General features: G+C 61.6%; 23 protein-coding genes. 10 read left to right on the top strand and 13 right to left on the bottom strand.

Annotated elements, in window-relative coordinates:
• Window position 1 precedes the first annotated feature (1 nt).
• Window positions 2-1387 (bottom strand): glutathione-disulfide reductase, encoded by a 1386-nt coding sequence (gene gor, locus B5P46_RS21290; protein ID WP_129420439.1) that lies wholly within the window; start codon window positions 1385-1387, stop codon window positions 2-4.
• Window positions 1388-1635: 248 nt separating this feature from the next.
• On the opposite strand from gor, the gene B5P46_RS21285 reads away from it, so the two are divergent.
• A complete protein-coding gene (locus B5P46_RS21285) occupies window positions 1636-1848 on the top strand; it encodes a hypothetical protein (RefSeq protein ID WP_064648318.1) in 213 nt (70 codons plus the stop codon).
• Window positions 1849-1905: 57 nt separating this feature from the next.
• Here the strand turns inward: B5P46_RS21285 and B5P46_RS21280 are convergent, their stop codons facing one another.
• From B5P46_RS21280 to rpiA, 3 genes are all read right to left on the bottom strand, one after another.
• Window positions 1906-2190, bottom strand: a complete 285-nt coding sequence (locus tag B5P46_RS21280; RefSeq protein WP_129420438.1) for an acylphosphatase — start codon at window positions 2188-2190, stop codon at window positions 1906-1908.
• A gap of 96 nt (window positions 2191-2286) precedes the next feature.
• Complete coding sequence (locus B5P46_RS21275; protein WP_129420437.1) at window positions 2287-2850, bottom strand: DUF2059 domain-containing protein; 564 nt, start codon at window positions 2848-2850, stop codon at window positions 2287-2289.
• Window positions 2851-2865: 15 nt separating this feature from the next.
• Window positions 2866-3564 (bottom strand): ribose-5-phosphate isomerase RpiA, encoded by a 699-nt coding sequence (gene rpiA, locus B5P46_RS21270; protein ID WP_003540249.1) that lies wholly within the window; start codon window positions 3562-3564, stop codon window positions 2866-2868.
• 204 nt (window positions 3565-3768) lie between these two features.
• On the opposite strand from rpiA, the gene B5P46_RS21265 reads away from it, so the two are divergent.
• Entirely contained in the window at window positions 3769-4485 is a 717-nt protein-coding gene (locus tag B5P46_RS21265; RefSeq protein WP_206735381.1) for an HAD family hydrolase, read from the top strand.
• A gap of 298 nt (window positions 4486-4783) precedes the next feature.
• Here B5P46_RS21265 and B5P46_RS21260 read toward each other — a convergent pair whose 3' ends face one another.
• Both B5P46_RS21260 and B5P46_RS21255 read right to left on the bottom strand, forming a co-directional pair.
• Window positions 4784-6697, bottom strand: a complete 1914-nt coding sequence (locus B5P46_RS21260; protein ID WP_129420435.1) for a L,D-transpeptidase family protein — start codon at window positions 6695-6697, stop codon at window positions 4784-4786.
• Between the two features lie 75 nt (window positions 6698-6772).
• The gene (locus tag B5P46_RS21255) at window positions 6773-7039 is read right to left on the bottom strand and encodes a hypothetical protein (RefSeq protein WP_129420434.1); all 267 of its coding nucleotides are present in this window, start codon (window positions 7037-7039) and stop codon (window positions 6773-6775) included.
• A gap of 61 nt (window positions 7040-7100) precedes the next feature.
• Here B5P46_RS21255 and fumC point away from each other — a divergent pair, with 61 nt between their 5' ends.
• On the top strand, window positions 7101-8492 hold the full coding sequence (gene fumC / locus B5P46_RS21250) for a class II fumarate hydratase (protein ID WP_129420433.1): 1392 nt from the start codon (window positions 7101-7103) through the stop codon (window positions 8490-8492).
• A gap of 99 nt (window positions 8493-8591) precedes the next feature.
• Here fumC and B5P46_RS21245 read toward each other — a convergent pair whose 3' ends face one another.
• Window positions 8592-9425, bottom strand: a complete 834-nt coding sequence (locus tag B5P46_RS21245; protein WP_129420432.1) for a VCBS domain-containing protein — start codon at window positions 9423-9425, stop codon at window positions 8592-8594.
• A 193-nt stretch (window positions 9426-9618) separates the two neighbouring features.
• Between B5P46_RS21245 and B5P46_RS21240 the strand changes: the two genes are divergently transcribed.
• Window positions 9619-11226 (top strand): fumarate hydratase, encoded by a 1608-nt coding sequence (locus B5P46_RS21240; RefSeq protein ID WP_129420431.1) that lies wholly within the window; start codon window positions 9619-9621, stop codon window positions 11224-11226.
• Between the two features lie 26 nt (window positions 11227-11252).
• On the opposite strand, the gene B5P46_RS21235 is transcribed toward B5P46_RS21240, so the two are convergent.
• A complete protein-coding gene (locus B5P46_RS21235) occupies window positions 11253-11459 on the bottom strand; it encodes a hypothetical protein (RefSeq protein WP_129420430.1) in 207 nt (68 codons plus the stop codon).
• 347 nt (window positions 11460-11806) lie between these two features.
• Here B5P46_RS21235 and B5P46_RS21230 point away from each other — a divergent pair, with 347 nt between their 5' ends.
• Window positions 11807-12874: a GGDEF domain-containing protein gene (locus B5P46_RS21230; RefSeq protein ID WP_018242281.1), complete on the top strand. Its 1068-nt coding sequence runs from the start codon at window positions 11807-11809 to the stop codon at window positions 12872-12874.
• 333 nt (window positions 12875-13207) lie between these two features.
• Here B5P46_RS21230 and B5P46_RS21225 read toward each other — a convergent pair whose 3' ends face one another.
• On the bottom strand, window positions 13208-13819 hold the full coding sequence (locus tag B5P46_RS21225; protein ID WP_129420429.1) for a pyridoxamine 5'-phosphate oxidase family protein: 612 nt from the start codon (window positions 13817-13819) through the stop codon (window positions 13208-13210).
• 35 nt (window positions 13820-13854) lie between these two features.
• Window positions 13855-14835 carry an alpha/beta hydrolase gene (locus B5P46_RS21220; RefSeq protein ID WP_129420428.1) on the bottom strand — a complete coding sequence of 327 codons (981 nt, stop codon included), beginning with the start codon at window positions 14833-14835 and terminating at the stop codon, window positions 13855-13857.
• 47 nt (window positions 14836-14882) lie between these two features.
• On the opposite strand from B5P46_RS21220, the gene B5P46_RS21215 reads away from it, so the two are divergent.
• The gene (locus B5P46_RS21215; RefSeq protein ID WP_129420427.1) at window positions 14883-15350 is read left to right on the top strand and encodes a MarR family winged helix-turn-helix transcriptional regulator; all 468 of its coding nucleotides are present in this window, start codon (window positions 14883-14885) and stop codon (window positions 15348-15350) included.
• Between the two features lie 3 nt (window positions 15351-15353).
• Here the strand turns inward: B5P46_RS21215 and B5P46_RS21210 are convergent, their stop codons facing one another.
• Entirely contained in the window at window positions 15354-16544 is a 1191-nt protein-coding gene (locus B5P46_RS21210) for a low temperature requirement protein A (RefSeq protein WP_129420426.1), read from the bottom strand.
• 62 nt (window positions 16545-16606) lie between these two features.
• The gene (locus B5P46_RS21205) at window positions 16607-16981 is read right to left on the bottom strand and encodes a gamma-butyrobetaine hydroxylase-like domain-containing protein (RefSeq protein ID WP_129420551.1); all 375 of its coding nucleotides are present in this window, start codon (window positions 16979-16981) and stop codon (window positions 16607-16609) included.
• A gap of 137 nt (window positions 16982-17118) precedes the next feature.
• Here B5P46_RS21205 and moaA point away from each other — a divergent pair, with 137 nt between their 5' ends.
• Complete coding sequence (gene moaA, locus B5P46_RS21200) at window positions 17119-18165, top strand: GTP 3',8-cyclase MoaA (RefSeq protein WP_129420425.1); 1047 nt, start codon at window positions 17119-17121, stop codon at window positions 18163-18165.
• Between the two features lie 303 nt (window positions 18166-18468).
• Here the strand turns inward: moaA and B5P46_RS21195 are convergent, their stop codons facing one another.
• Window positions 18469-19254 carry a class I SAM-dependent methyltransferase gene (locus B5P46_RS21195; RefSeq protein WP_129420424.1) on the bottom strand — a complete coding sequence of 262 codons (786 nt, stop codon included), beginning with the start codon at window positions 19252-19254 and terminating at the stop codon, window positions 18469-18471.
• Window positions 19255-19369: 115 nt separating this feature from the next.
• Here B5P46_RS21195 and B5P46_RS21190 point away from each other — a divergent pair, with 115 nt between their 5' ends.
• The 3 genes from B5P46_RS21190 to B5P46_RS21180 are packed head-to-tail and all read left to right on the top strand — an operon-like array spanning window position 19370 to window position 22329.
• Window positions 19370-20506 carry an ABC transporter substrate-binding protein gene (locus B5P46_RS21190; protein WP_129420423.1) on the top strand — a complete coding sequence of 379 codons (1137 nt, stop codon included), beginning with the start codon at window positions 19370-19372 and terminating at the stop codon, window positions 20504-20506.
• Between the two features lie 6 nt (window positions 20507-20512).
• Window positions 20513-21583, top strand: a complete 1071-nt coding sequence (locus tag B5P46_RS21185; RefSeq protein ID WP_129420422.1) for a FecCD family ABC transporter permease — start codon at window positions 20513-20515, stop codon at window positions 21581-21583.
• Complete coding sequence (locus tag B5P46_RS21180) at window positions 21577-22329, top strand: ABC transporter ATP-binding protein (protein ID WP_129420421.1); 753 nt, start codon at window positions 21577-21579, stop codon at window positions 22327-22329. The genes B5P46_RS21185 and B5P46_RS21180 overlap by 7 nt, the downstream gene beginning before the upstream one ends.
• Window positions 22330-22331 lie beyond the last annotated feature (2 nt).

Here is a 22331-nt window from a genome sequence, read left to right as displayed (position 1 = left end):
CTCAAAGCCGTTTGCCGTCGCGGATCCGATAGCTCGGCGCATACATGGTGACGAGCTCTTCGGCCGCCGTCGGGTGCAGCGCCATCGTCCGGTCGAAATCGTCCTTGGTGCAGCCGGCCTTCAGCGTGATGCCAAGCAACTGCGCCATCTCGCCGGCATCGTGGCCGAGGATATGGGCGCCGACCACCTTGCGGCTCGCCGCATCGACGATCAGCTTCATGATCATCCGCTCGGCCCGCCCGGAAAGCGTGGCCTTCAGCGGCCGGAACTGGGCGCGGTAGACCTCGAGTTCGGAATAACGCTTGCCCGCCTCCTCTTCCGAAAGACCGACAGTGCCGATCTCAGGCTGCGAGAAGACGGCGGTCGGGATCAGCTCGTAGTCCGGCCGGGTCGGATTGTTCTTGTACTCGGTCTCGATGAAGCACATCGCCTCGTGGATCGCCACCGGCGTCAGCTGTACCCGATTGGTGACATCGCCGAGCGCATAGATGTTTTCGACATTGGTGCGGGAATATTCGTCGACGATAACGGCGCCGCGTTCGTCGACGGCGACACCGGCCGCCTCGAGGCCGAGGCCTTGCGTGTTCGGATCGCGCCCGAGCGCCAGCATGACGACGCCGGCTTGCAGCGTGCCATTGTTCAGCGTCTCCAGAATGAGCCCGTCCTCATCCTTCGACACCTTCTGCAGCGTGTCGTGGCAAAGGATGCGGATGCCCTTGGCGACCATCGCCTCGTGCAGTCCGCGCCTCAGGTCCTCGTCAAAGCGCGACAGGATCTCGGCGCCGCGATAGATCAGCGTCGTCTCGACACCGAGGCCATGGAAGATATTGGCGAATTCGACAGCGATATAGCCGCCGCCTGATATCACGATCGATTTCGGCAGTTCTTCAAGATGAAAGGCCTCGTTGGAGGAGATGCAGAGCTCGTGACCGGGAAGTGCTGCATGCGGATTCGGCCGTCCGCCGGTGGCGATGACGATCGTCTTTGCCGTCACCGTCTGTCCGGTCTTCAGCAGCAGGACCGTATGGGCATCGACGAGTTCCGCGCGCGTTTCCAGGATCTCGGCATTGGCGCCGGCGAGACCCTTCTTGTAGAGACCTTCAAGTCGGGCGATTTCAACATCCTTGGCTGCCACCAGCTTCTTCCAGTCGAAGCTGCTTTCGCCGACCGTCCAACCGAAGCCCGCCGCATCCTCGAAATGCTCGTGGAACTGCGAAGCATAAACTAAGAGCTTCTTCGGCACGCAGCCGCGGATGACGCAGGTGCCGCCGTAGCGATACTCCTCGGCGATCGCCACTTTCTTGCCGAGCGATGCGGCGACACGGGCGCCGCGCACGCCTCCGGAACCGCCGCCGATGACGAAGAGGTCGTAGTCGTAGGAAGACATGAGGAGCTCCGGAAGGGAATCGCAGGAAGGATGTTCCTGATATAGGGGCGATCGTCATGAAAACAAAAGCCCGCTCCTGCGTCATCCCGTTCCCATCGCCGAATCTTCATTGTAAAGGGCTGACCCCAGTCACCGTCTGCGGTTGACCCAGTCACCGTCTTCGGTTGACCAGTCACCGTTTACGGTTGACCCGGTCGGCCGAGGCTGGCAGGCAATCCATGGGATGGAAAAGAATGGCGGAGCAAAAGATGGATCAAACTCTCTTCAGCAACCTGTGCAAGGCTGGCAAATTCAAGGAAGCGCTCGGCCTCGCCATTCAAGGCCATGAGAATGAAAAATACACGCCGAGCCGCTTCTCGATCGACAAGAAGACGAGGCTGCCGATCTTCTATCGTGGCAACAAGCGCGTAGAGCCGGATGAGACGGGTGAATGGCAACTTGCAAAGAACCCGAACCCATAGGGGCTGAAATGCGGCGCATATGCGATGCCAATTGCATATGCTTAGCGATTGGCGCTGTCAGCGGGTAATCCGGAAATCCGTCGGGTTCCTCTCAAGCTGCGTTGCTTCCGTCTCGACGCTCGAAACAGACGCCCCCGCTGGCCCGCGCCTGAAACCCTCGATCATCGTCGAGATGGCGCTGTCGGGTCCTGCGATCACAGCGACGACGGCCCCGTCCTCTTCATTGCGAACCCAGCCCGTCAAACCGAGCCGTACGGCCTCATCGCGCGTCCAATAGCGAAAACCCACACCCTGGACCTTGCCGGATATCCGCACTCGGACGGCCCTACCGTGATCGGACATGTCTGCAGTCACCTGAAGCCTCGCCGGCAGCATTTTCCGCATCATAGCAAAAAAGCCCGGACGATGCCGGGCTTTCGCAAATTTGATGGGGCAGCCTTACTGCTGGGCAGCCGGTGCCGGAGCCGGAGCGGTCGGGCTGTCGGTTGCCGGCGGCGGCGCCTTGATGACCTTGGAAAGCTCGGCGTTGCTCTGCTTTTCCAGGTCGCGGGAAATGCCCTGCGCCCAGATGTCGGCAGCCTTCGCCGTCTCGCGCGAGGCGACCGGGCCATCGCGCAGCAGCTTCTTGCCGACGTCGGAATTATAGAAGTCGGCGATCGCCTTCAGCTCGTCGACGGTAAAGGTCTTGGCATAGGTGAGTGCCGCCTCCTTCTCCAGATCGCCGCGGCGCGGCGCCAGCGCCAGTGCCTGCGCGTCGACCGTCGACGAAATGATGTCCTGGTAGTTCGGCGAATCCTGGATCAGGCCGGCCTTAAGACGCTCGGCGAGACCGGGCAGGATGTTGTCGAACTGGGCAGTGGCGCCAATGGCGTCGATCGCCGCGCGAGACGCCTTCAGCTGGTCCTCGGAGACTTCCTGCGCCTTGACGGCGGAGCCGAAGGCAAGCCCGGAAAGAACGACGGTCGCAGCGGCGAGACGGCCAAGACCTGCAATGTTCATCATGAGTATATGCTCCTGTTATCTGTTTGCCTGCAGCGTGCGCGCACCCGCAGGACCGGCAATGATCGCAAGTGCCGCCATATTGATAAAGAGCCCGTGTTCAACGACGCCGGGTATGGAATTCAGCTCGCTCGAAAGCGCCTCTGCATCAGGAATGCGGCCAAAAGATGCATCGATGATGTGATGGCCGCCATCCGTGGTAAACTCTCCGTCACCCGACTGGCGCAGGTCGAGTTCACCGGAAAGACCAAGCCGGGCCGCGACCTTTTCGATCGCGATCCGCGTCGAGACGAGCCCGAACGGATTGACCTCGATCGGCAGCGCGAAGGCGCCGAGCGTTTCCACCAGCTTGCTCTCGTCGGCAATGACGATCATTCGCTCGGAGGCGGCCGCGACGATCTTTTCGCGCAGCAGCGCGCCGCCGCCGCCCTTGATCAGCCTGAGCGCCTGATCGACCTCGTCGGCGCCATCGATCGTCAGGTCGAGTGCCGGCAGTTCGTCGAGCGACTTCAGCGGCACGCCGAGTTCGACGCAGAGCCGCGCGGTTCGTTCGGACGTCGGAACACCTTCGACCCTGAAGCCGCCCGCGACCTTCTCCGCCAGCAGGCGAACGAATTCTTCCGCCGTGCTGCCGGTACCTATCCCGAGACGCATCCCGCTTTCCACATGGGCGAGTGCAGCCTCGGCGGCCTTGATCTTCATTTCGCGGGCATCCATGCGCCGCCAGCTCCGATTATTGCGTTGGATGTGCTGTTTACACGGCTCGCCTGGCAAACGAAAGTCAAAATCATCACGGAAAATGAAAAGCCGAAACAGAGGCCTGCAGCCCTCCCGGCCATCGCCGGACGTTGCTTTCCGCCGCATGATCGCCTACCTCAGGACGATCCATCGCTCCTCAAGACGACCATCGCTCAAAGAGACATGCCCTTGACCCCTGCTCCCGCTCACCCGGCGCTCGTCGTCTTCGATCTCGACGGCACCCTTCTCGATACCCATGTGGATCTGGTCGAGAGCCTGAACCATACAATCGCGGCCCTTGACCTCGAACCGGTCAGCTATGACGACCTCACCCATCTCGTCGGCCAGGGCGCCCGCGTGATGATCGAGCGCGCCTGCCGGCTGCGCGGCCATCCGCTCGAAAGCGACGCCTTGCCACCGCTGGTCGAGCGTTTCGTCGCCCATTATGCCGGCAATATGCCCGGCCGGACCGAACCCTATCCGGGCCTGGTTGCCGCGATGGACCGGCTGAAATCTCAGGGTTACCGCCTCGCCGTCTGCACCAACAAGATGGAAAGCCTGGCGCTCGGCCTGCTCGGCAAGCTCGACCTCACCCGATATTTCGACGCCATCACCGGCGGCGACAGCTTCGAATACCGCAAGCCCGACGCCCGCCACCTCACCGGCACCATCGAACGCGCCGGCGGCGACATCACCCGCACCGTGATGATCGGTGACAGCGTCAACGATATCGCGGTCGCAAGAAACGCCGGCGTACCCTCGATCGCCGTGCCTTTCGGTTATTCCGATGTGCCGGTGAGCACGCTTAATCCCGACCGCATCATCACCCATTTCGATGAGTTGACACCGGAGCTGGTGGAGAGGCTGTTGCGGGAATATGTGGAGAAGGTTGCCGTCTGAGGCTTGTCGATCAGGCCGATGTCTTTGCGACCGCGGCCCCCTCATCCGACCCTTCGGACCACCTTCTCCCCGCTGGGGAGAAGAGAGGAGCCAGCGGCACGGCTGCAACCGCATGAACTGCTTGATCAGGAGCGAGGCGTCGCCGCAACGTCCCTTCTACCCAGCGGGGAGAAGGTGCCGGCAGGCGGATGAGGGGCCATACGGTGCGCCCTCTCCTCGTATTTCTTGCACGCAGACACCCCAAAACAAACCGGGCGGCCCGAAGACCGCCCGTTCGCATAAACAATCAAATCCGATATCAGATCTGCGCCCCACGCGCCTTGCTCGTCGCATCAAAAGCCTTGTCGACATAGGCATCGCGGCCATAGACGTCGTCGAAATATTCCACCACGCCTTCCTTGTTCGGCCAGGCGGTGAAGTAGGAGACGTAGACCGGGATCTTCTGCGGCACGCGGACCGCATGGTTCTGCCCGCTGGCGATCTGCTTGGCGATGTCGTCGGTCGTCGTGCCGAGCACGGCGGCCGCCATCGCGCGCGGATCGGCAAGGCGCACGCAACCGTGGCTCAGCGCCCGCATGTCGCGCTTGAAGAAGCTCTTCGACGGCGTGTCGTGCATGTAGATCGCGTGGCTGTTCGGGAACAGGATCTTCAGTTCGCCGAGCGCATTGTCGCTGCTCGGCGGCTGGCGCACCGAAACATTATTGGTCGAGCCGTACCAGTCGACACTCGACGAGGCGACGGCGTGGCCGTTCACCTCGACCTCATAACCGAGCTGGTCGAGATAGTTCGGATCCGAGCGCAGCTTCGGCAGCATCTCGTTGATGATGATCGACTGCGGTACGCCCCAGAAAGGGTTGAACTCGACCGTCTCGATTTCGTCGTCGAAGAAATAGGTCTGGTTGTTCTTGCCGCCGACCACCACGCGCATCGACAGCTGTTCCTTGCCGTCATTGTGGTAGTAGACCATGTAGGCCGGCTGGTTGATCATGACGTAGCGGGAACCGAGATCCTCTGGAAGCCAGCGCGCCTGTTCCATGGCGACGATGAGCTTGTCGATCTTCGAGGCATTGGTATCGCCGCCGGTCATGGCACGCACTGTCGCCTGGCCGATGACGCCATCGGGCTTCAGCCCACGCTCTTTCTGGAAATCCTCGACCAGCGAGACGATATCAGGCGAATAGTCGATGCTGTCGGCGTAAGCAGCAAGCGTTGCCGCATGGTCGGTCCTCAGCGTTTCGGAACCGTGCTTGCCGATCGCCTTGATGATATTGGCGATCTCCGGCGAGCTGTCGCCAGGCCTCAGCAGCCTGTCGAGCGAAACGACGATTCGCTCCTCATTGCCGCCATCGGCGGCGCGAAGCTTGGCAAGCTCCGCCTTCAGCGCCTGGAACTGTGAACTATCGGGCGAGCGACTGGCGATATAGGCGCCGACATCTGGGCTCAGGCGGGCAAGCTTCAGCACCGGGGCCAGATTGACCATCTTGCGCTGGAAGTCGTGATAGCCGGAGATCTTGTTCGGATCGATGCGGCCGCGCACCGTGTCCTGCACGAAGGCGAGCACCTTGGCGGAGAGATCGAGCTCGAACTGTGTCAGCGCCCGGTCGCGGAAGGTGGGATCGGGATTGGCCGGGTCGATATCAGGCGTCTGGACGGCGTAATCCGCCGGGTCGAGGCCAACGAGGGCCGCATCGGCAAGTGCCAGCATCGCCGACTTAGCGCGGTCGTTGATCTGGTTGCCCTCGACCCAGACGAGCGGATTGCGGCTGTCGCCGTAATAGGCTTCGAGCGCCTTTGCGACGTCAGCATTGGCGCGGACCTTGGCCTGCGCCAGGAAACGGCGCTGCACGGCCGGCTCAGCGCTGGCATCACCGCTGCCCGAAACATCGGCAACCGCGCCGGTTACGACCGGATCGGCGAACCTGCCGGTATCGACGAACTGCAGCGTTTCGGTTTTATAGGTGTAATAGCGCGGACCGCTCACCTTCGGCAGCGGCGCTTCCGGGTCGAGCCCGCCGAGCGATCCGCCAACGCCGCCCCGCTGGCCTACGCGGCCGGGCGGCATCTGGTCCATGAAGATAGTGCTCTGGGTCCGCTGCCTGTCGCCGCGCAGCATATCCATCAATGTGTAAGCATGCGCGGGAACGGTGCTCATCACTGCCACGCCGCAGGAAATTGCCAACGCGGATGCCGCGCTTTTAAAAACGAAGGTCATATATATTCCAGTCCCGGTGTCATGCTGTTCTCAGCTCAAATCCCGCGAAACTCAAGCAGCGTAGGGCCTCATTGATCAGAAACCGGCCTGCGCCGCCAGCGCCGGCGGACTCAATTCTGTGTGACGGAGATCCTGCACGGCGCCGCCCAGCAGTTCACACAAAATTATGAAATTATTAGTTAATTTTTTACCGAATTTTTGCCAGCAGACCAGTGCGGCGAAAACGCCAGGACGCATAAAATTTCCAAAGTGGCCTAAAAGGCACGCCGAAAAGCCCGCGCAAACATGACTGCCGATTTCAATATTTCGCACGGCGTCCAGTTTTCTTGTCGGACTTTCCAACCTATAAGACCTCATCTTTCGAAAATGCCCGAAAACAGCATGTAAAGGGAAGGCAAGGCTGATGACCGCAACCCGCACCGAAACCGATACTTTTGGCCCGATCGACGTCGCTGCCGACCGATATTGGGGCGCCCAGGCCGAGCGTTCGCTCGGCAATTTCAAGATCGGCTGGGAAAAGCAGCCGCTGTCGATCGTGCGTGCGCTCGGCATCGTCAAGCAGGCCGCCGCCCGCGCCAACATGGCGCTCGACCAGCTCGACCCGGCCCTCGGCAAGGCGATCGTCGAAGCTGCGCAGGAAGTGATCGACGGCAAGCTGAACGACCATTTTCCGCTTGTGGTCTGGCAGACCGGTTCTGGCACACAGTCGAACATGAACGCCAATGAAGTGATCTCCAATCGTGCGATAGAAATGCTCGGCGGCGTCATGGGTTCCAAGAAGCCGGTGCATCCGAACGATCACGTCAACATGAGCCAGTCGTCGAACGACACCTATCCGACGGCCATGCACATCGCCTGCGCCGAGCAGATCGCCCATCACCTGCTGCCGGCCCTGAAGCACCTGCATGCCGCTCTCGACATGAAGGTCACCGAATTCAGCCACATCATCAAGATCGGCCGCACCCACACCCAGGATGCGACGCCGCTGACGCTCGGCCAGGAATTTTCGGGTTATGCCGCCCAGGTCGGCTCCGCCATCAAGCGCATCGAGATGACCCTGCCTGGTCTCTGCGAACTCGCCCAGGGCGGTACTGCCGTCGGCACCGGCCTCAATGCGCCGGTGGGTTTTGCCGAAAAGGTCGCCGAAGAGATCGCCGCCATCACAGGCATGCCTTTCGTCACTGCGCCGAACAAGTTCGAGGCGCTCGCCTCGCATGACAGCATGGTCTTTTCCCACGGCGCCATCAATGCGGCAGCCGCCGCCCTCTTCAAGATTGCCAACGATATCCGCCTGCTCGGTTCCGGCCCGCGCGCCGGCTTGGGCGAGCTTGCACTGCCGGAAAACGAGCCCGGCTCCTCGATCATGCCCGGCAAGGTCAATCCGACCCAATGCGAGGCGCTGACGCAGGTCTGCATCCATACCTTCGGCAACAACGCGGCTCTGACCTTCGCCGACAGCCAGGGCCATTTCGAACTCAACGTCTACAATCCGATGATGGCCTATAATTTCCTGCAGTCGGTCCAGCTCCTCGCCGACGCCGCCGTCTCCTTCACCGACAATTGCGTCGTCGGCATCGAGGCGCGCGAGGACAATATCAAGGCCGGCCTCGAACGCTCGCTGATGCTGGTAACCGCCCTCGCCCCGAAGATCGGCTACGACGCGGCCGCCAAAATCGCCAAAACTGCCCACAAGAACGGCACGACGCTGAAGGAAGAGGCGCTTGCCAGCGGTCTGGTGACGTCGGAAGAATATGATGCGATTGTGCGTCCGGAGACGATGATCGGACCGAAGTAGGAAGGTCGCATAGGCCACAGCCCCTCATCCGGCTGCCGCCACCTTCTCCCCGCTCGCAGGGAGAAGGGGATATGCCGCAACGCCTCGACTCCCCCCGGCCTATAGCAAGGCAAACAGCGAAAAATTGTCCATCACGACAGAATTGCCCATGAAGTCGAAACGGATTTCTTCGATGTCTTCGAGATTGACCTCGAGAGTGGGGCCGGTGACCTCGAGTTCCTGCTGATAGACGATCTGGCCGTCGTTCAGCGCGGTGAGCGTCAGGTGAAAGGGCGCTGCCGACAATTCGGCAATCGAAACGCTCTGAAAGGTGAATTCCCCGCCATCGAGCATTTTCAAGCTTACGGGCGCAGAACCCGGCGATAGAACGGTATCGCTGAAACCGTCCTCGGTGATGGCGTTGACGCCCGGGATCGTGTCGTAGACGATGCCGTTCAGAAGCGTCACCTCGTGGCTGCCATTCACCGAGAGCGCAAAGTTGCGATAGTCAGGCAGAGAGAAATTATCGGCCCTCGATAAGACGCCCAGATCGTCGAAATCCAGGATTTCGTGGTATTTTTCGCCTTCGTTGACGCCGTCGATCGCAAGGGTCAGCACGCCGAGGTCCGTGCCTCCTGAGCCATCGGACATCTTGAAGCTCAGCTTCTCGATGAGCTGATCGTATTTCGTTAAATTTTTCACGACGTCGAGCGTGTAGTCCAGCTCGTACTCGAAGTGACCGTCAGGTTTCAGTTTGAAGGTTCCGTATTCGCCCCTTATGATCGTTTCGTGGTCAGGCCCATGTTTGGCGTCGACACGCACGCCATTGACGAAGCGAACATACATGTCCGCTCCCTCTGGATCGCTGGAGAGGCGCAGCAGATTCCCACGGATCCAATTGTCTTCGAAAAAAACGAGAAGGTCGTCGACAGCAGTTGGCTTTGCATTTGTCATTGGAAGCCCCGGCAGGTTAACGCTGCCGGGAATATGTACTGGCCTCGAACAGAAGGCAACTTGAAGTCGTCTTTTTGTCGGACCGATTTCGACGGTTCGCCTCATCCGCCGCGCGTGGTCCTGATTGCTTTTGCCCCGCGGCGGATTTAGACCGGTTCCAATCTAGCGACGCCCTACCAGAAAGGTCACTTCGATGGCTGACGATCTCTTCCCCCTCGGCAAGGATACCACCCCCTATCGCAAGCTCAGCGGCGACCATGTCTCGGTCGACACGTTCAAGGGCCAGGAAATCCTGACCGTCGAGCCCGAAGGCATTCGTCTGCTTGCCGAAACCGCCTTTGCCGACATCAACCATCTGCTGCGCCCCGGCCATCTGAAGCAGCTCGCCTCGATCCTCGACGATCCGGAGGCGACCGACAATGACCGCTTCGTCGCCTATGACCTGCTGAAGAACGCCAACATCGCCGCCGGCGGCGTGCTGCCCATGTGCCAGGATACCGGCACCGCGATCATCATGGGCAAGAAGGGCCGCAGGGTCTGGACCGAAGGTGAAGATACGGCGGCGCTGGCGCGCGGCGTCATGGATGCCTATGAGAAGAAGAACCTGCGTTACTCGCAGCTCGCCCCCATCAAGATGTTCGAGGAAAGGAACACCAAGAACAACCTGCCGGCCCAGATCGACATCTACGAGGAAGGCACCGACGCCTATGAATTCCTCTTCGTCGCCAAGGGCGGCGGCTCGGCCAACAAGACCTTCCTCTACCAGGGCACCCCCTCGCTCCTGACCCATGACAGGATGATCGACTTCCTCAAGGAGAAGATCCTGACGTTAGGGACGGCAGCCTGTCCTCCCTACCATCTGGCGATCGTCATCGGCGGCACCTCGGCCGAGATGAACCTCAAAACCGTGAAGCTCGCCTCCACCCGCTATCTCGACGAGCTGCCGACCGAAGGTTCCGAGAGCGGCCACGCTTTTCGCGACATCGAGATGGAGAAGGAAATCCATAAGCTGACCCAGCAGATGGGCGTCGGCGCCCAGTTCGGCGGCAAGTATTTCTGTCATGACGTGCGTGTCATCCGCCTGCCCCGCCATGGTGCTTCGCTGCCGATCGGCCTCGGCGTCTCCTGTTCCGCCGACCGTCAGGCCAAGGGCCGCATCACCCGCGACGGCATCTTCGTCGAGCAGCTCGAAACCGATCCGTCGAAATACATGCCCGAGATCGACGAGGCGAAACTGTCGGAATCGACGGTGCGCATTGATCTCAACCGGCCGATGGCCGAGGTGCTCGCCGAACTCTCCAGGCATCCCGTCAAGACCCGCCTGTCATTGACCGGTACCATCATCGTCGCCCGCGACCTCGCCCATGCCAAGATCCGCGAACGGCTGGAAAAGGGCGAAGGCATGCCCGACTACCTGAAAAACCACCCGGTCTATTACGCCGGCCCCGCCAAGACGCCGGTCGGTTACGCCTCCGGCTCCTTCGGCCCGACGACGGCCGGGCGCATGGATAGTTACGTCGACCAGTTCCAGTCCTTCGGCGGCTCGATGGTGATGCTCGCCAAGGGCAACCGCTCGCGCGCCGTGCGCGAGGCCTGCAAGAAGCACGGCGGCTTCTATCTTGGCTCGATCGGCGGTCCCGCCGCCCGTCTTGCCCAGGACTGTATCCGCAAGGTTGAAGTATTCGAATATCCCGAACTCGGCATGGAAGCGGTCTGGAAGATCGAAGTCGAAGACTTCCCCGCCTTCATCGTCATCGACGACAAGGGGAATGATTTCTTCCAGGAACTGAATTTGGGGTGATGGGCCAGGTTGCGTTGCCGCCTGCTCTACCGTGCCGACGCCTTATCCGACGCGCTGACATCCCGCGCCGTCACCGCGTCGCCCACACCCACCACATCCCCGGCATCGACCCTTGCCAGGATCTCCGTGCGGAAAGCGCCGGCGAAGAAGCCGGTGTGCTCCAGCAGCAAGGTGCCGGCGGCGAGGACGGTGAAGGCGAGGATAGCGAAAGAAATATGACGGGAGGTTTCCACGATCTCACGCCCTGGCTTGCAGGCTACGATCGGGTTTGCCACCAAGAAATATCACGCCGAAATACCGGGCCTGCAATACGAAACGGCCAAAACCAGCTGTCGACAAGATGAATACGGTCTCCGGCAGAGAAGAACTGTAAGTTTTTCAGACACTGTACCCGCTCAGCGAGTATGCACTGTCTCACTAAAGATACGTTTTTCCATGGAGAATCATAGGCCTGATCGAAGTATTACCCCATGGGGCATTTGTCGTATGTAATCTTTGGTATATATCGCTTTAATCTTTTCCCAAGAAATTTAAGCTAACAAATAGAATATTGCCTTTGAATATATGAGGAGTTCGCCGGATGAATACGGCTGTCGCGCCCAAGGTGCCGGTTCCCGACGTTGCGGGTCAGATCACCTATGCCATGCGCTCCATGGGCGTCGCGCCGATACCGCGCAATTACCAGCTCTTCTACGAGGCCTATATCGGCTCCAATCCGGCCCTGACCCGCGAGCTCGCGGCCCTCGGCGGCCAGGTGACCCAGGCCGAACTCGATGCGCTCGGCGCGCAGCATTTCACCCACAGCCCGGCCCGCGTCTTCGACGATGCCCATACGCGCATTGCCGGCGAACTCGATGGCCTGCTGCGCATTCTCAGGCAGGAGCAGAGCTCGCTCGAAAGTTATACCAGGCTGCTCGGCGAGACCCACAAGCGCATCACCTCCAAGAGCAATGCCAGCGTCGAACTGATCGAAAACGCCATCGATCTCCTGAGCCAGGCGACCGGCGACACCATGGCGCATGGCGAACGCACCGTCGAGGACGTCGTCCAGCGCTCGCAGGAGATGGATCAGGTCCGCAAGGAACTCGACGAATACAAGCGCATCGCCAACACCGACTCGCTGACGCGCCTTTCCAACCGCCGCGCCTTCGACGACCGCCTCGCCGCCATTTTCGACAATTCGAGCATGCGGCCGGTGACGGCGCTGCTGCTCTGCGACATCGACAATTTCAAGAAGATCAACGACACCTACGGCCATCCGGTCGGCGACAAGGTGCTCGCCACCGTCGCCTCCGTCATCCGCAGCAATGTCCGCCGTGACATCTTCGTTGCCCGCACCGGCGGTGAGGAGTTCGCCCTCATCATCGATGGCAACACACCCGAGGAAGTGACCGCGATCGCCGAGCGCATTCGTCGCACGCTGGAGACGACGCCCTTCAAGAACTCCCGTACGCGAGTGAATTACGGTCCGGTTACCGTCTCGATCGGCATCTGCATGGCCTCCAGCGCCGGGGATGCCGGCGAACTCTATAGCAAGACCGACATCGCCCTTTACGGCGCCAAGAATGCCGGCCGCAACTGCACCATCCTCTATCAGGACGGAATGCAGAAGGATTTCACCAAGAGCTGGCTGATCTACAAGACGTGACGGCCCCCACGCTGTCACTGCCAGGTGACGGCGACAAGCTGCTATCCGGTCCGCGCCGCTTGCTCCCTCTTCTCCCCAGCGGGGAGAAGGTGCCCGTAGGGCGGATGAGGAGGCCGCACGGCACATCCTTCATGATTGCCCTTCGCTTACGCTCAGCGCATTCGCTCCTGTCGTCGCTCACCCCCTCATCGCCTCGCTATCGCTCCGGCACTTCTCCCCGCTGGGGAGAAGTGGTATGTGGCAGCGCCGTATTCCGTCAGGAGCCTGAGGGAACGGGCGAGTTCGCTGCTCGCGACGGCGAGTAAAAAGTCGGCGGCCACGGGCAGGATGCTTTTACCACATCGTTTTCGCCGCCCGCCCCGGCCATTCCCGGTCGTAGGTTTCCTGGTCGAAATCTCCGGTCGCGGCCTTCAGCATCTGCCCGGGCGTCGGCAGCTTCGCCGGATCGGCGAAGTGTTCTCCATTCCAGAGCTCGGCTCGCATCACGGCGCGCGCGCATTGGAAATAGACCTCGTCGATCGAAATGACGACGACGGTGCGCGGATGTTTGCCGTCCATCTCGAAGCTCGAAAGCAGCGCCTCATCGTTGGAGACGACGCCTCGGCCGTTGATGCGCATCGTCGTGTTCGAGCCGGGGATCAGGAACATCAGCGCCAGACGCGGATCGCGCACGATGTTGGAGAGCGAATCGACCCGGTTGTTGCCGCGCCAATCCGGCAGATGCAGCGTCTCGTCGTCGACGACGCGCACCACGCCGCCGAGATCGCCGCGCGGTGAACAGTCGAGACCCTCCGGCCCGACGGTCGCAAGCGCCGCAAACGGTGAGATCTCGATCATCTCACGATAGAGCGGGGTCAATTGCTTCGTCACCTTGGTGACGGAGGCCGGCGAAAGCCCGGCGCCATAGATCGTATTGAGCTCTTCGATGCTGCTGATGATTTTCATGAGGTCCCGCCGCGGCTTGATCTTCGCGACGGACGCTACAATGCCGCGCGCCTTGCCGGAAGCTCAAAAAACGGAATGATCTCCGCATCTTTTTTGATGCTTTCATCAGGAGCTTCACTCACGCCCCGATCGCCGTCGAGAAACGCCGCGATCGCGTCAAGAACCGGTGCGGCGCCGATGATGCGCCGGTGGCCGAAGCCGTTCGCCCAGAGAAGTCGAACGCCCTTTCCCGCCGCGCCATAGCGCCTGGCATGGAGTGACGACACCTCCTTGTCATCTTCGGCATGGATGACGAGCACCGGCCGGCCGATGACGCCCGCCGCCGCGCCGGCGTCGAAATCCTCAAGTCTCCGTCCGGTGACGCGATGGACCTCATTCTCCAGTGCCGCTTGCGCCGCAGGGCGAAGGCCGATCATCCGGCCGAAATCGGTAAACAGCCAGCCCATCTCGCTCGGCGCGCCGATCAGCACCAGGCGATCGCCGCCGACAGGGGCCGCGCCGGGCAGTAGGCCCGCCGCCGAAACCATCAGCGCCGCCCCACCGAAGGAATGGCCGATCGCCGCATCGAATGCCCCGAAGCGCGCCTCGGCCGCCGCGATCGTCTCGACGGCAAGCCCCATATGCAGGTAGCGCCCGCCCGAACGGCCGTGGCCGGGAAAATCGAGTGCCACGACCTCCGCGCCCGTCGCCGCAAGCATCGAGACGAGTTCGGCCATATATGCCGCGCTCGATCCCCAGCCATGCGTCACCAGATAGCGCTTGCGTTTGCCCCTCGCCCCGCCGTTCAGCCGATAGGCATGCGCTTGGCGCCCGCCGGCAAGCCGGAGGGTGAAGCGTTCGGCACCGGCAAGCCGGGCCGCGCCCGCTGCATGCGCCGCCTTCGCCTTTGCTCCCTTCGGCTTTGTCGATGGCGTCCGGCAGAACAGCTGGAACGCTGCTCTGCCTGCCAGATCAGGAGAAACCGCCTGCAGAATCGAAAACCCGAGGCGGGTGACGTCAAGCGCAAAGTTTGCCATAGTGGGATTCCAAAAGACTGTTCAACACTGAACAATAAAGTACAACGATGAACAAAAATCAATCCCTTCCCTGGGATCATCCGCGTTTTCGCAGCTGGATCGCGGTGGCTCGCGCCTGCCAGCTGATGCAACAATCCCTTGCCCGCTCACTTGTCGATCTCGACATCAAACCGCCGCACCTCGATATCCTGGTCAATCTCTATCGTTTCGAAGGCATCTCGCAGCAGGAGCTGGCGCGCAAGCTGCTGGTCGGCCGTTCCAACATGAGCATGCTGCTGCCGCAGATGGAAAAGCGCGGTCTGATCCTTCGCCGCGATGACGAGCGCGACAAGCGCGTGCTGCGCCTCTATTTGACGCCAGAGGGTCGAAAGCTGAGTGAGGAAGCCATGGCCATCCAGACCGGCCTCATCGACCACGTGCTGTCGGACGAGCCGATAGAGCAATGCATGGCGACCGCCGATTCGATGGAGCGGATCATCACTGTGCTGCTGAAAGATCTGCGCGACGAGGACTGATGTTCAATGCAGCGTCGGCGCGGCCTCCGTGCCCGTCAGCGAGCGATATTCCCAGGCGGCGACGACGATCAGCACCAGCGTCGCCAGAATGCCCATCAGATAGACCTCGATGAAGGGCGCGACAAAGGCAAGCAAGATCAAAAACACCAGGCCGGCGAGATGCGAGAGCGGCATCCGCCCGCTGGTCGCGCCCTTGAACCAGAGATTGCCGATCAAAAATAGGCCGGAGCCGCCGAGCACGGCCGCGGCGATACCAAGATTGCCGGTCTCATGCGGATGCGAGAACATGAACTCGACCGCGACCGCATGGACGATGATGCCGGCAAGAATTGGGATATGCCCATAGGTGAAGGCCTGCCGCGCCAAGCTTCCCGGCGTCTCTTCATGCTCGATGCGGTGGGCGGCGCGCCCGTGTCCGAAGCGGAAATACAGCCACCACATGGCGACCGTGCCGACGAAACCGGTAACGAAGACGACGCTGGTCAGTCCCGAGAACGGCAGCTCCGAAAAGGTGCGGCCGGAAACGAGGATCGCTTCGCCGAGGCAGATGATGACGAAGAGCGCGCAGCGTTCGGCCATGTGCGCGCCGGAAACGTCCCAGTCCCGCGCCGTCGAGCGGCCGAACCCCGGCACGGCAAAGCCCGCGGCCGGCCCGGCATATTCGATCGCAAGCGCAATCACCCAGGCGATCAGCCGGGCCTCGTGCTCGAGCAGCCCGCCGGCGATCCAGAAGACGCCAGCAACCACCAGCCAGGCGGTGATGCGGACGAAATTCAACGTGTTGGCGCGGTCGACGCGCGTCATCGCATAGGTCGTAAACAACGAGCGCCCGACCTGCATCGCCACATAGGCGCCGGCAAACAGCAACCCCTTGTCGCCGAAGGCCTCGGGAATGGAGGCAGACAGCAGCAGCCCGAGCATCATCAGCGCCACCAGCATGCCGCGCACCGGCATCTTGTCCGGATCGAGCCAGTTCGTCACCCAGGCGGTGAAGATCCACACCCACCAGACGGCGAAGGTCATCAGCGCCGCTTCGGCGGCACCGAGCGGCGTGTAGTGGGCGGCGAGCGCATGCGAGAGCTGCGAGATCGAAAAGACGAAGACCAGGTCGAAGAACAGTTCGAGGAAGGTCACCTTGTTGCCGCTGGCGCTGCCCTTGGCGCGCAGCCAGTTCTTTCCGTTCGTTTTCGCCATATGGCCCCCCGATGGCTGGAATTATGCGTCAATTGAAACTGATAGCGGCGCTCTCGTGAGCGTCAGCGCGGCTTCTCCGCCGTGTCGCGGTTCATGCCCTTTTCGCTGAGCTCGGCCTCGTAGGCGGAAAACAGCTCAGCGCCCCGTTCGCCGAGCTCGCGCAGATAGGTCCAGGTGTAGATGCCGGTATCGTGCATGTCGTCGAAGCCGATCCGGACCGCGTAATTGCCGGTCGGCATCATCGAGATGATCGCAACATTGCGTTTGCCCGGCACCGTCACCTTCTGCCCCGGCCCATGGCCCTGCACCTCGGCCGAGGGCGACAGCACGCGCAAGAGCTCGGCCGACAGGTCGAAGCTCTGGCCGTCATTGAAGGTCACCGCCAGCCGCTGCCTGTCTTTCGAGACGCGAAGTTCGCTCGGCCAGATATCGCTCATCATTTTGTCCTCTTCTCATGCGAGAAGTAGGCGCTGATCTTTTTCAGCGCAAGCTGAAATTGGCATGCTCGCGCGGGCTGTTTCCCTTGACGCGACAATAGCATATGCCCACATTGATGAGAGGTACGGAGATACAGGTGAACACCAGAGTTGGAACGACAGGCAATGCATCGCCGCTGGTGGCGGATGCACATCCGATGATCGACCCCTTCGGGCGGGCGGTCACCTATCTCCGCGTCTCCGTCACCGACCGCTGCGATTTCCGCTGCACCTATTGCATGGCAGAGAATATGACCTTCCTGCCAAAGAAGGATCTCTTGACGCTGGAAGAGCTCGACCGGCTCTGTTCCGCCTTCATCTCCAAGGGTGTCAGCAAGATCAGGCTGACCGGCGGCGAGCCCTTGGTGCGCAAGAACATCATGTATCTGGTTCGCCAACTCGGCCAGAAGATCGGCTCCGGCCTCGACGAATTGACGCTGACCACCAACGGCTCGCAGCTTTCCCGCCATGCCGAGGAGCTCTATGATTGCGGCGTGCGCCGCATCAACGTCTCGCTGGATACGCTCGACCCCGACAAGTTCCGCAAGATCACCCGCTGGGGCGATTTCGCCAAGGTCATGGAAGGCATCGACGTCGCGCAGAAAGCCGGGCTGAAGATCAAGCTCAACGCCGTGGCGCTGAAGGATTTCAACGATGCCGAGATGCCGGAGCTGCTGCGCTTCGCCCATGGCCGCGGCATGGATCTCACCGTCATCGAAACCATGCCGATGGGCGAGATCGAAGAAGACCGCACCGACCAGTACCTGCCGCTTTCGAAACTGCGCGCCGACCTCGAAGACCAGTTCACCCTTGCCGACATCGATTACCAGACCGGCGGCCCGGCGCGTTACGTCAGGGTCGAAGAAACCGGCGGACGCCTCGGCTTCATCACACCGATGACCCATAATTTCTGCGAGAGCTGCAACCGCGTGCGCCTCACCTGCACCGGCACACTCTATATGTGCCTCGGCCAGAACGACGCCGCTGATCTGCGCGCCGCACTCCGCGCTACCGAAGACGACGCCCTCCTCCACGCCGCCATCGACGAGGCCATCACCCGCAAACCCAAAGGCCACGACTTCATCATAGACCGCACGCATAATCGCCCAGCGGTCGCGCGGCATATGAGTGTTACGGGTGGGTGAGGCGCGGTCCCCGCGAAGCAGGGAGCGATCGATCCAGTGAATCGATCGCAGCGCCGAACGCCCTGAGCTCCGCGAAGAGCCGGGATACGGTGTAGCAGTCTCCCTCTTCTCTTCTCCCCAGCGGGGAGAAGGTGGCCCGCAGGGTCGGATGAGGGGGGCCGCGCGGCACAACCTTCATGTTGCCCTTCGCTTACGCTCCGAGCATTCGCGGCTTTGCCGCTCACCCCCTCATCGCCTCGCTATCGCTCCGGCACTCTCCCCGCTGGGGAGAAGACGTATGCCGCGGTGTCCGCGCCATCCCCATCACCCAGGCTTGCGCGCACAGATCGCAAACCGGTCCTGCACCATGCGCTCCAGCCCGCGCAGGAACGGCATCTTGCGCGCCTGCGCCCAATGGATGTCGGCAAGCTTGCGGTCGACGACGATGTCCGTAAAACCGGCTTGGCGCAGAAGATCGACCACTGCTTCGGCCGGCATCTGGCTGGAGAAATGCACGCGTGAGCGGATCTTCTGGTGCCGTGCCATCATCTCCGGCGTCATGTGGCTTGCCGGCGGTTTGCCTGTTACCTTCGTCCAGAGCTTCTGCAGGCCCTTGACCCAGGTTTCCTTGTCCATATTGCCGTCGAGGATCAGCACCTTGCCGCCCGGCTTCAGCACCGAGAACCATTCCTTAAAGGCCGACGCCGGGTCAACCAGCGTCCAGACGAGATGGCGATTGGTGATGACGTCGTAGCTGTCCTTGGGCTCCATGGTGTTTTCGGCGTCGCCGGAAACAAAGCGGATATCGGTGCCGCGCTTCTTCGCCTTGGCGCGCGCCTGCGCCAGCATCGCATCCGACCAGTCGAGCCCGGTGACCGCAAAGCCGACATCATGCATCAGATGCGAGATGACGGCGGTGCCGCAGGCGAGATCGAGCGCCGCGCGCCCCTGCCCCTCGCCCAGATGTTTTCTGATCAGCCGCTGCCAGCCTTTCCGCTCCGCTTCTGAAAAGATTTCATGACCGACGCTCTGGTCGAAGGTCGCCGCCCGCTCCGACCAGAAGTCACGGATTTCATCGCGAATGGAGTAGTTCGTATTCATGGAATTCATCTGAGGCACCCCGGCATCGGATCAGTTTGGAAACGCTCTAAAACATATAACTTGATTCATAAAGTCACATTTCTTATGCCTGCGGACATTATTCAGACCTCGGGGGAATTTCCAGATGAATTTCGTGAAAATGGTTGCAGTCTCCGCAGCGGCGATTGCGAGCCTGATGCCGCTTTCGGCCTGGGCGCAGTCCTTCACTGTCAAGGATGTCGCGGGTCGCGAAGTGACCTTCGACAAGCCGGTCGAGCGTGTGATCCTTGGGGAAGGCCGCATGCTCTACGCCGTAGCACCGATCGAGAAGGAAGATCCCTTCGCCAAGATCGTCGGCTGGCGCAACGATCTCTGGACCACCGACAAGGACGGCTTCAACGCCTATGTCGAGAAGTTTCCGAAGGGCAAGGACCTGCCCTTCCTCGGCAACCTGACTGACGGCACGCTGCAGACCGAAACAGTCGTCAAGCTGGATCCCGACGTGCTGCTGCTGCCGATCGGCAACAAGACGGCCGCCGACGAAGTGAAGCTCGAGGACATGCTCGCCGGCATCGGCGTGAAGATCGTCTATATCGATTTCCGCGAGCACATTCTCGCCAACACCGAGCCGAGCCTGAAGATCCTCGGCCAGATCTTCGGTCATGAGGACCGCGCCGAAGCGGTTGCCGCCTTCTGGAAAGAGCAGATGGCCCGCGTCACCGACAGACTGAAGGCCGCCAATCCGCTGAAGCCGAATGTCTTCATGTACCGCGCCGCAGGCCTTGTCGAATGCTGCGGCACCTTCGGTCCCGACAATTTCGGACTGATGGTCGATTGGGCCGGCGGCCACAATCTCGGCTCCGATTTCCTGCCTGGCTATACCGGCTCGATCAATGCCGAGCAGGTCGTCACCTCCAATCCTGATGTCATTGTCGTCACCGGCTCCAACTGGAGCCAGACCAAGAATGCCAAGGACTTTGTGAATGTCGGCCCGAATGCGGCCGCCACCTTCGACGACAGCCGCAAGGCTCTGAACACGCTGATGGAAAACCCTGCCTTCACCGGCTCCAGGGCGGTTGCCGGCGGCAATGTCCACGCGATCTGGCACCAGTTCTATACCAGCCCCTACCAGTTCGTTGCCGTCCAGCAGCTGGCCAAGTGGTTCCATCCGAACCTCTTTGCCGATCTCGATCCCGATGCCACCTTCAAGGAATTCCACGAAAAATTCCTGCCCGTCGCCTACCAGCCGGGTTACTGGGTCGACGCCAAGGCGGGGCAGTAATCCGAAATGGCCGAGATCGCCGTCATATCGATTGATGCCGAAACCGGGAGGGAGCGCTACCGCGCCCTCACCCGGCGCAAGCTGCTGATCCTTGCCGCCATGACGGCAGCGCTCTGCCTGTCCTTTGCGGTCGATCTCGCCTGGGGCCCGGCCCGCTATAGTCTCGGTGAAGTCGTCGCCGCCCTTCTCGACCCCTCCTCCGTGTCCGATCAGGTGCGGGCCGTCGTCTGGGGCATCCGCATGCCGGTTGCCGTGATGGCGATCGTCGTCGGCGCATCGCTCTCCGTCGCCGGCGCGCAGATGCAGACGATCCTCGCCAATCCGCTCGCCAGCCCCTTCACGCTCGGCATTTCGGCGGCAGCAAGCTTCGGCGCCGCACTGGCGATCGTCACCAGCGTTCCGCTTCTGCCTGTAGCAGCCGGCCTGCTCGTGCCGGTCAATGCCTTCATCATGGCGCTGATCGCCACGCTCTTCATCCATTTCGTCTCGCAGGCCCGCGGCGTCTCGGTACAGACGGTGGTGCTGCTCGGCATCGCGCTGGTCTTCACCTTCAATGCGTTGCTCGCCTTCCTGCAATATCTCGCCTCAGAACAGGCGCTGTCGGCCGTCGTCTTCTGGACGATGGGCAGCCTCACCAAGGCCACCTGGCCGAAGATCTGGGTAACGCTTACCGTTCTCCTGATCGCCCTGCCCCTCTTTGCACGTAACGCCTGGGCTCTGACCGCCATCCGCCTCGGCGAAGACAAGGCCGCGAGCTTCGGCGTCAATGTTCGCCGCATCCGGCTGGAGACCATGCTCGTGGTCTCGCTGCTTGCCGCAGTCCCCGTCAGCTTCGTCGGCACGATCGGTTTCGTCGGCCTCGTCGGGCCGCATATCGCCCGCATGATCCTCGGCGAGGATCAGCGCTTCTTCCTGCCGGGCTCGATCCTGTCGGGCGCGCTGCTGCTGTCGCTGACCTCGATCGTCTCGAAGTCGATCATCCCGGGTGTCGTCTTCCCGATCGGCATCATCACCGCGCTGGTCGGGGTGCCCTTCTTCTTCTCGCTCATCCTCTCGAACAGGAGCCGGTCGTGGTAGCGCTTCAGTTGCAATCGGTCGGCGCCTATCACGGCCGCAATCTCTTCGTCGAAGACGTGACGACGCCGGTGATGACATCGGGCGAGGTCGTGGCGGTGATCGGCCCGAACGCCGCCGGCAAGTCGACCCTCTTCAAGCGCATCACCGGCCTGCTCAAGGGGCCGGGCAACGTCATCGTCGAAGGCTCGAAGACAAAAAACGCCATCAGCTACATGCCGCAGGATACCTCGGCCAACGCGGTGCTGACGGTCTACGAATCCATCCTGCTTGCCCGCAAGCAGGGCCAGTCCTGGGCCGTCAGCGACAGCGACCTGCGCTTCATCGACGAGGTCATGAAGGCGCTCGATATCACCGCCATCGCCTTTCGTGATCTCGGCGCGCTCTCCGGCGGCCAGCGCCAGCTCGTCTCGATCGCCCAGGCCCTGGTGCGCGAGCCGGAGATCATGCTGATGGACGAACCAACCAGCGCGCTCGATCTTCACCGCCAGGTCGAAGTTCTCGACTTCATGCGCTGCCAGGCCCGCACCAAAGGCATGATCGTGCTGATCGCCATCCACGACCTCAACCAGGCGCTGCGCTTCGCCGACAAGGTCCTCGTCATCGCCAACGGCCGCATGCACGCCTGCGGCACCCCCCGCGACGTCGTCACCGCCGAGATGCTGCGGGAGATCTACAGGGTCGAAGCCCGGGTGGAGAAATGCTCGCTGGACCACGACCATGTGATTGTGGATGGGACGGCGCATTGAGA

The sequence above is a fragment of the Rhizobium leguminosarum genome, assembly GCF_004123835.1.
Taxonomy (GTDB): domain Bacteria; phylum Pseudomonadota; class Alphaproteobacteria; order Rhizobiales; family Rhizobiaceae; genus Rhizobium; species Rhizobium leguminosarum_M.
Note: the sequence above shows the minus strand (reverse complement) of the source record. Positions and strands in the feature narration are given on the sequence as shown.

Bases quoted from the DNA above. Each gene is read 5' to 3' on its own strand.
- fumC (WP_129420433.1), top strand. From the start codon at position 7,101: ATGACCGCAACCCGCACCGAAACCGATACTTTTGGCCCGATCGACGTC.
- gor (WP_129420439.1), bottom strand. From the start codon at position 1,387: ATGTCTTCCTACGACTACGACCTCTTCGTCATCGGCGGCGGTTCCGGA.
- B5P46_RS21215 (WP_129420427.1), top strand. From the start codon at position 14,883: ATGAACAAAAATCAATCCCTTCCCTGGGATCATCCGCGTTTTCGCAGC.
- B5P46_RS21225 (WP_129420429.1), bottom strand. From the start codon at position 13,819: ATGAAAATCATCAGCAGCATCGAAGAGCTCAATACGATCTATGGCGCC.
- B5P46_RS21260 (WP_129420435.1), bottom strand. From the start codon at position 6,697: ATGACCTTCGTTTTTAAAAGCGCGGCATCCGCGTTGGCAATTTCCTGC.
- B5P46_RS21265 (WP_206735381.1), top strand. From the start codon at position 3,769: ATGCCCTTGACCCCTGCTCCCGCTCACCCGGCGCTCGTCGTCTTCGAT.
- B5P46_RS21205 (WP_129420551.1), bottom strand. From the start codon at position 16,981: ATGAGCGATATCTGGCCGAGCGAACTTCGCGTCTCGAAAGACAGGCAG.
- B5P46_RS21245 (WP_129420432.1), bottom strand. From the start codon at position 9,425: ATGACAAATGCAAAGCCAACTGCTGTCGACGACCTTCTCGTTTTTTTC.
- B5P46_RS21210 (WP_129420426.1), bottom strand. From the start codon at position 16,544: ATGGCGAAAACGAACGGAAAGAACTGGCTGCGCGCCAAGGGCAGCGCC.
- B5P46_RS21280 (WP_129420438.1), bottom strand. From the start codon at position 2,190: ATGTCCGATCACGGTAGGGCCGTCCGAGTGCGGATATCCGGCAAGGTC.
- B5P46_RS21190 (WP_129420423.1), top strand. From the start codon at position 19,370: ATGAATTTCGTGAAAATGGTTGCAGTCTCCGCAGCGGCGATTGCGAGC.
- B5P46_RS21230 (WP_018242281.1), top strand. From the start codon at position 11,807: ATGAATACGGCTGTCGCGCCCAAGGTGCCGGTTCCCGACGTTGCGGGT.
- B5P46_RS21185 (WP_129420422.1), top strand. From the start codon at position 20,513: ATGGCCGAGATCGCCGTCATATCGATTGATGCCGAAACCGGGAGGGAG.
- rpiA (WP_003540249.1), bottom strand. From the start codon at position 3,564: ATGGATGCCCGCGAAATGAAGATCAAGGCCGCCGAGGCTGCACTCGCC.
- B5P46_RS21275 (WP_129420437.1), bottom strand. From the start codon at position 2,850: ATGATGAACATTGCAGGTCTTGGCCGTCTCGCCGCTGCGACCGTCGTT.
- B5P46_RS21220 (WP_129420428.1), bottom strand. From the start codon at position 14,835: ATGGCAAACTTTGCGCTTGACGTCACCCGCCTCGGGTTTTCGATTCTG.
- B5P46_RS21240 (WP_129420431.1), top strand. From the start codon at position 9,619: ATGGCTGACGATCTCTTCCCCCTCGGCAAGGATACCACCCCCTATCGC.
- B5P46_RS21285 (WP_064648318.1), top strand. From the start codon at position 1,636: ATGGATCAAACTCTCTTCAGCAACCTGTGCAAGGCTGGCAAATTCAAG.
- B5P46_RS21195 (WP_129420424.1), bottom strand. From the start codon at position 19,254: ATGAATTCCATGAATACGAACTACTCCATTCGCGATGAAATCCGTGAC.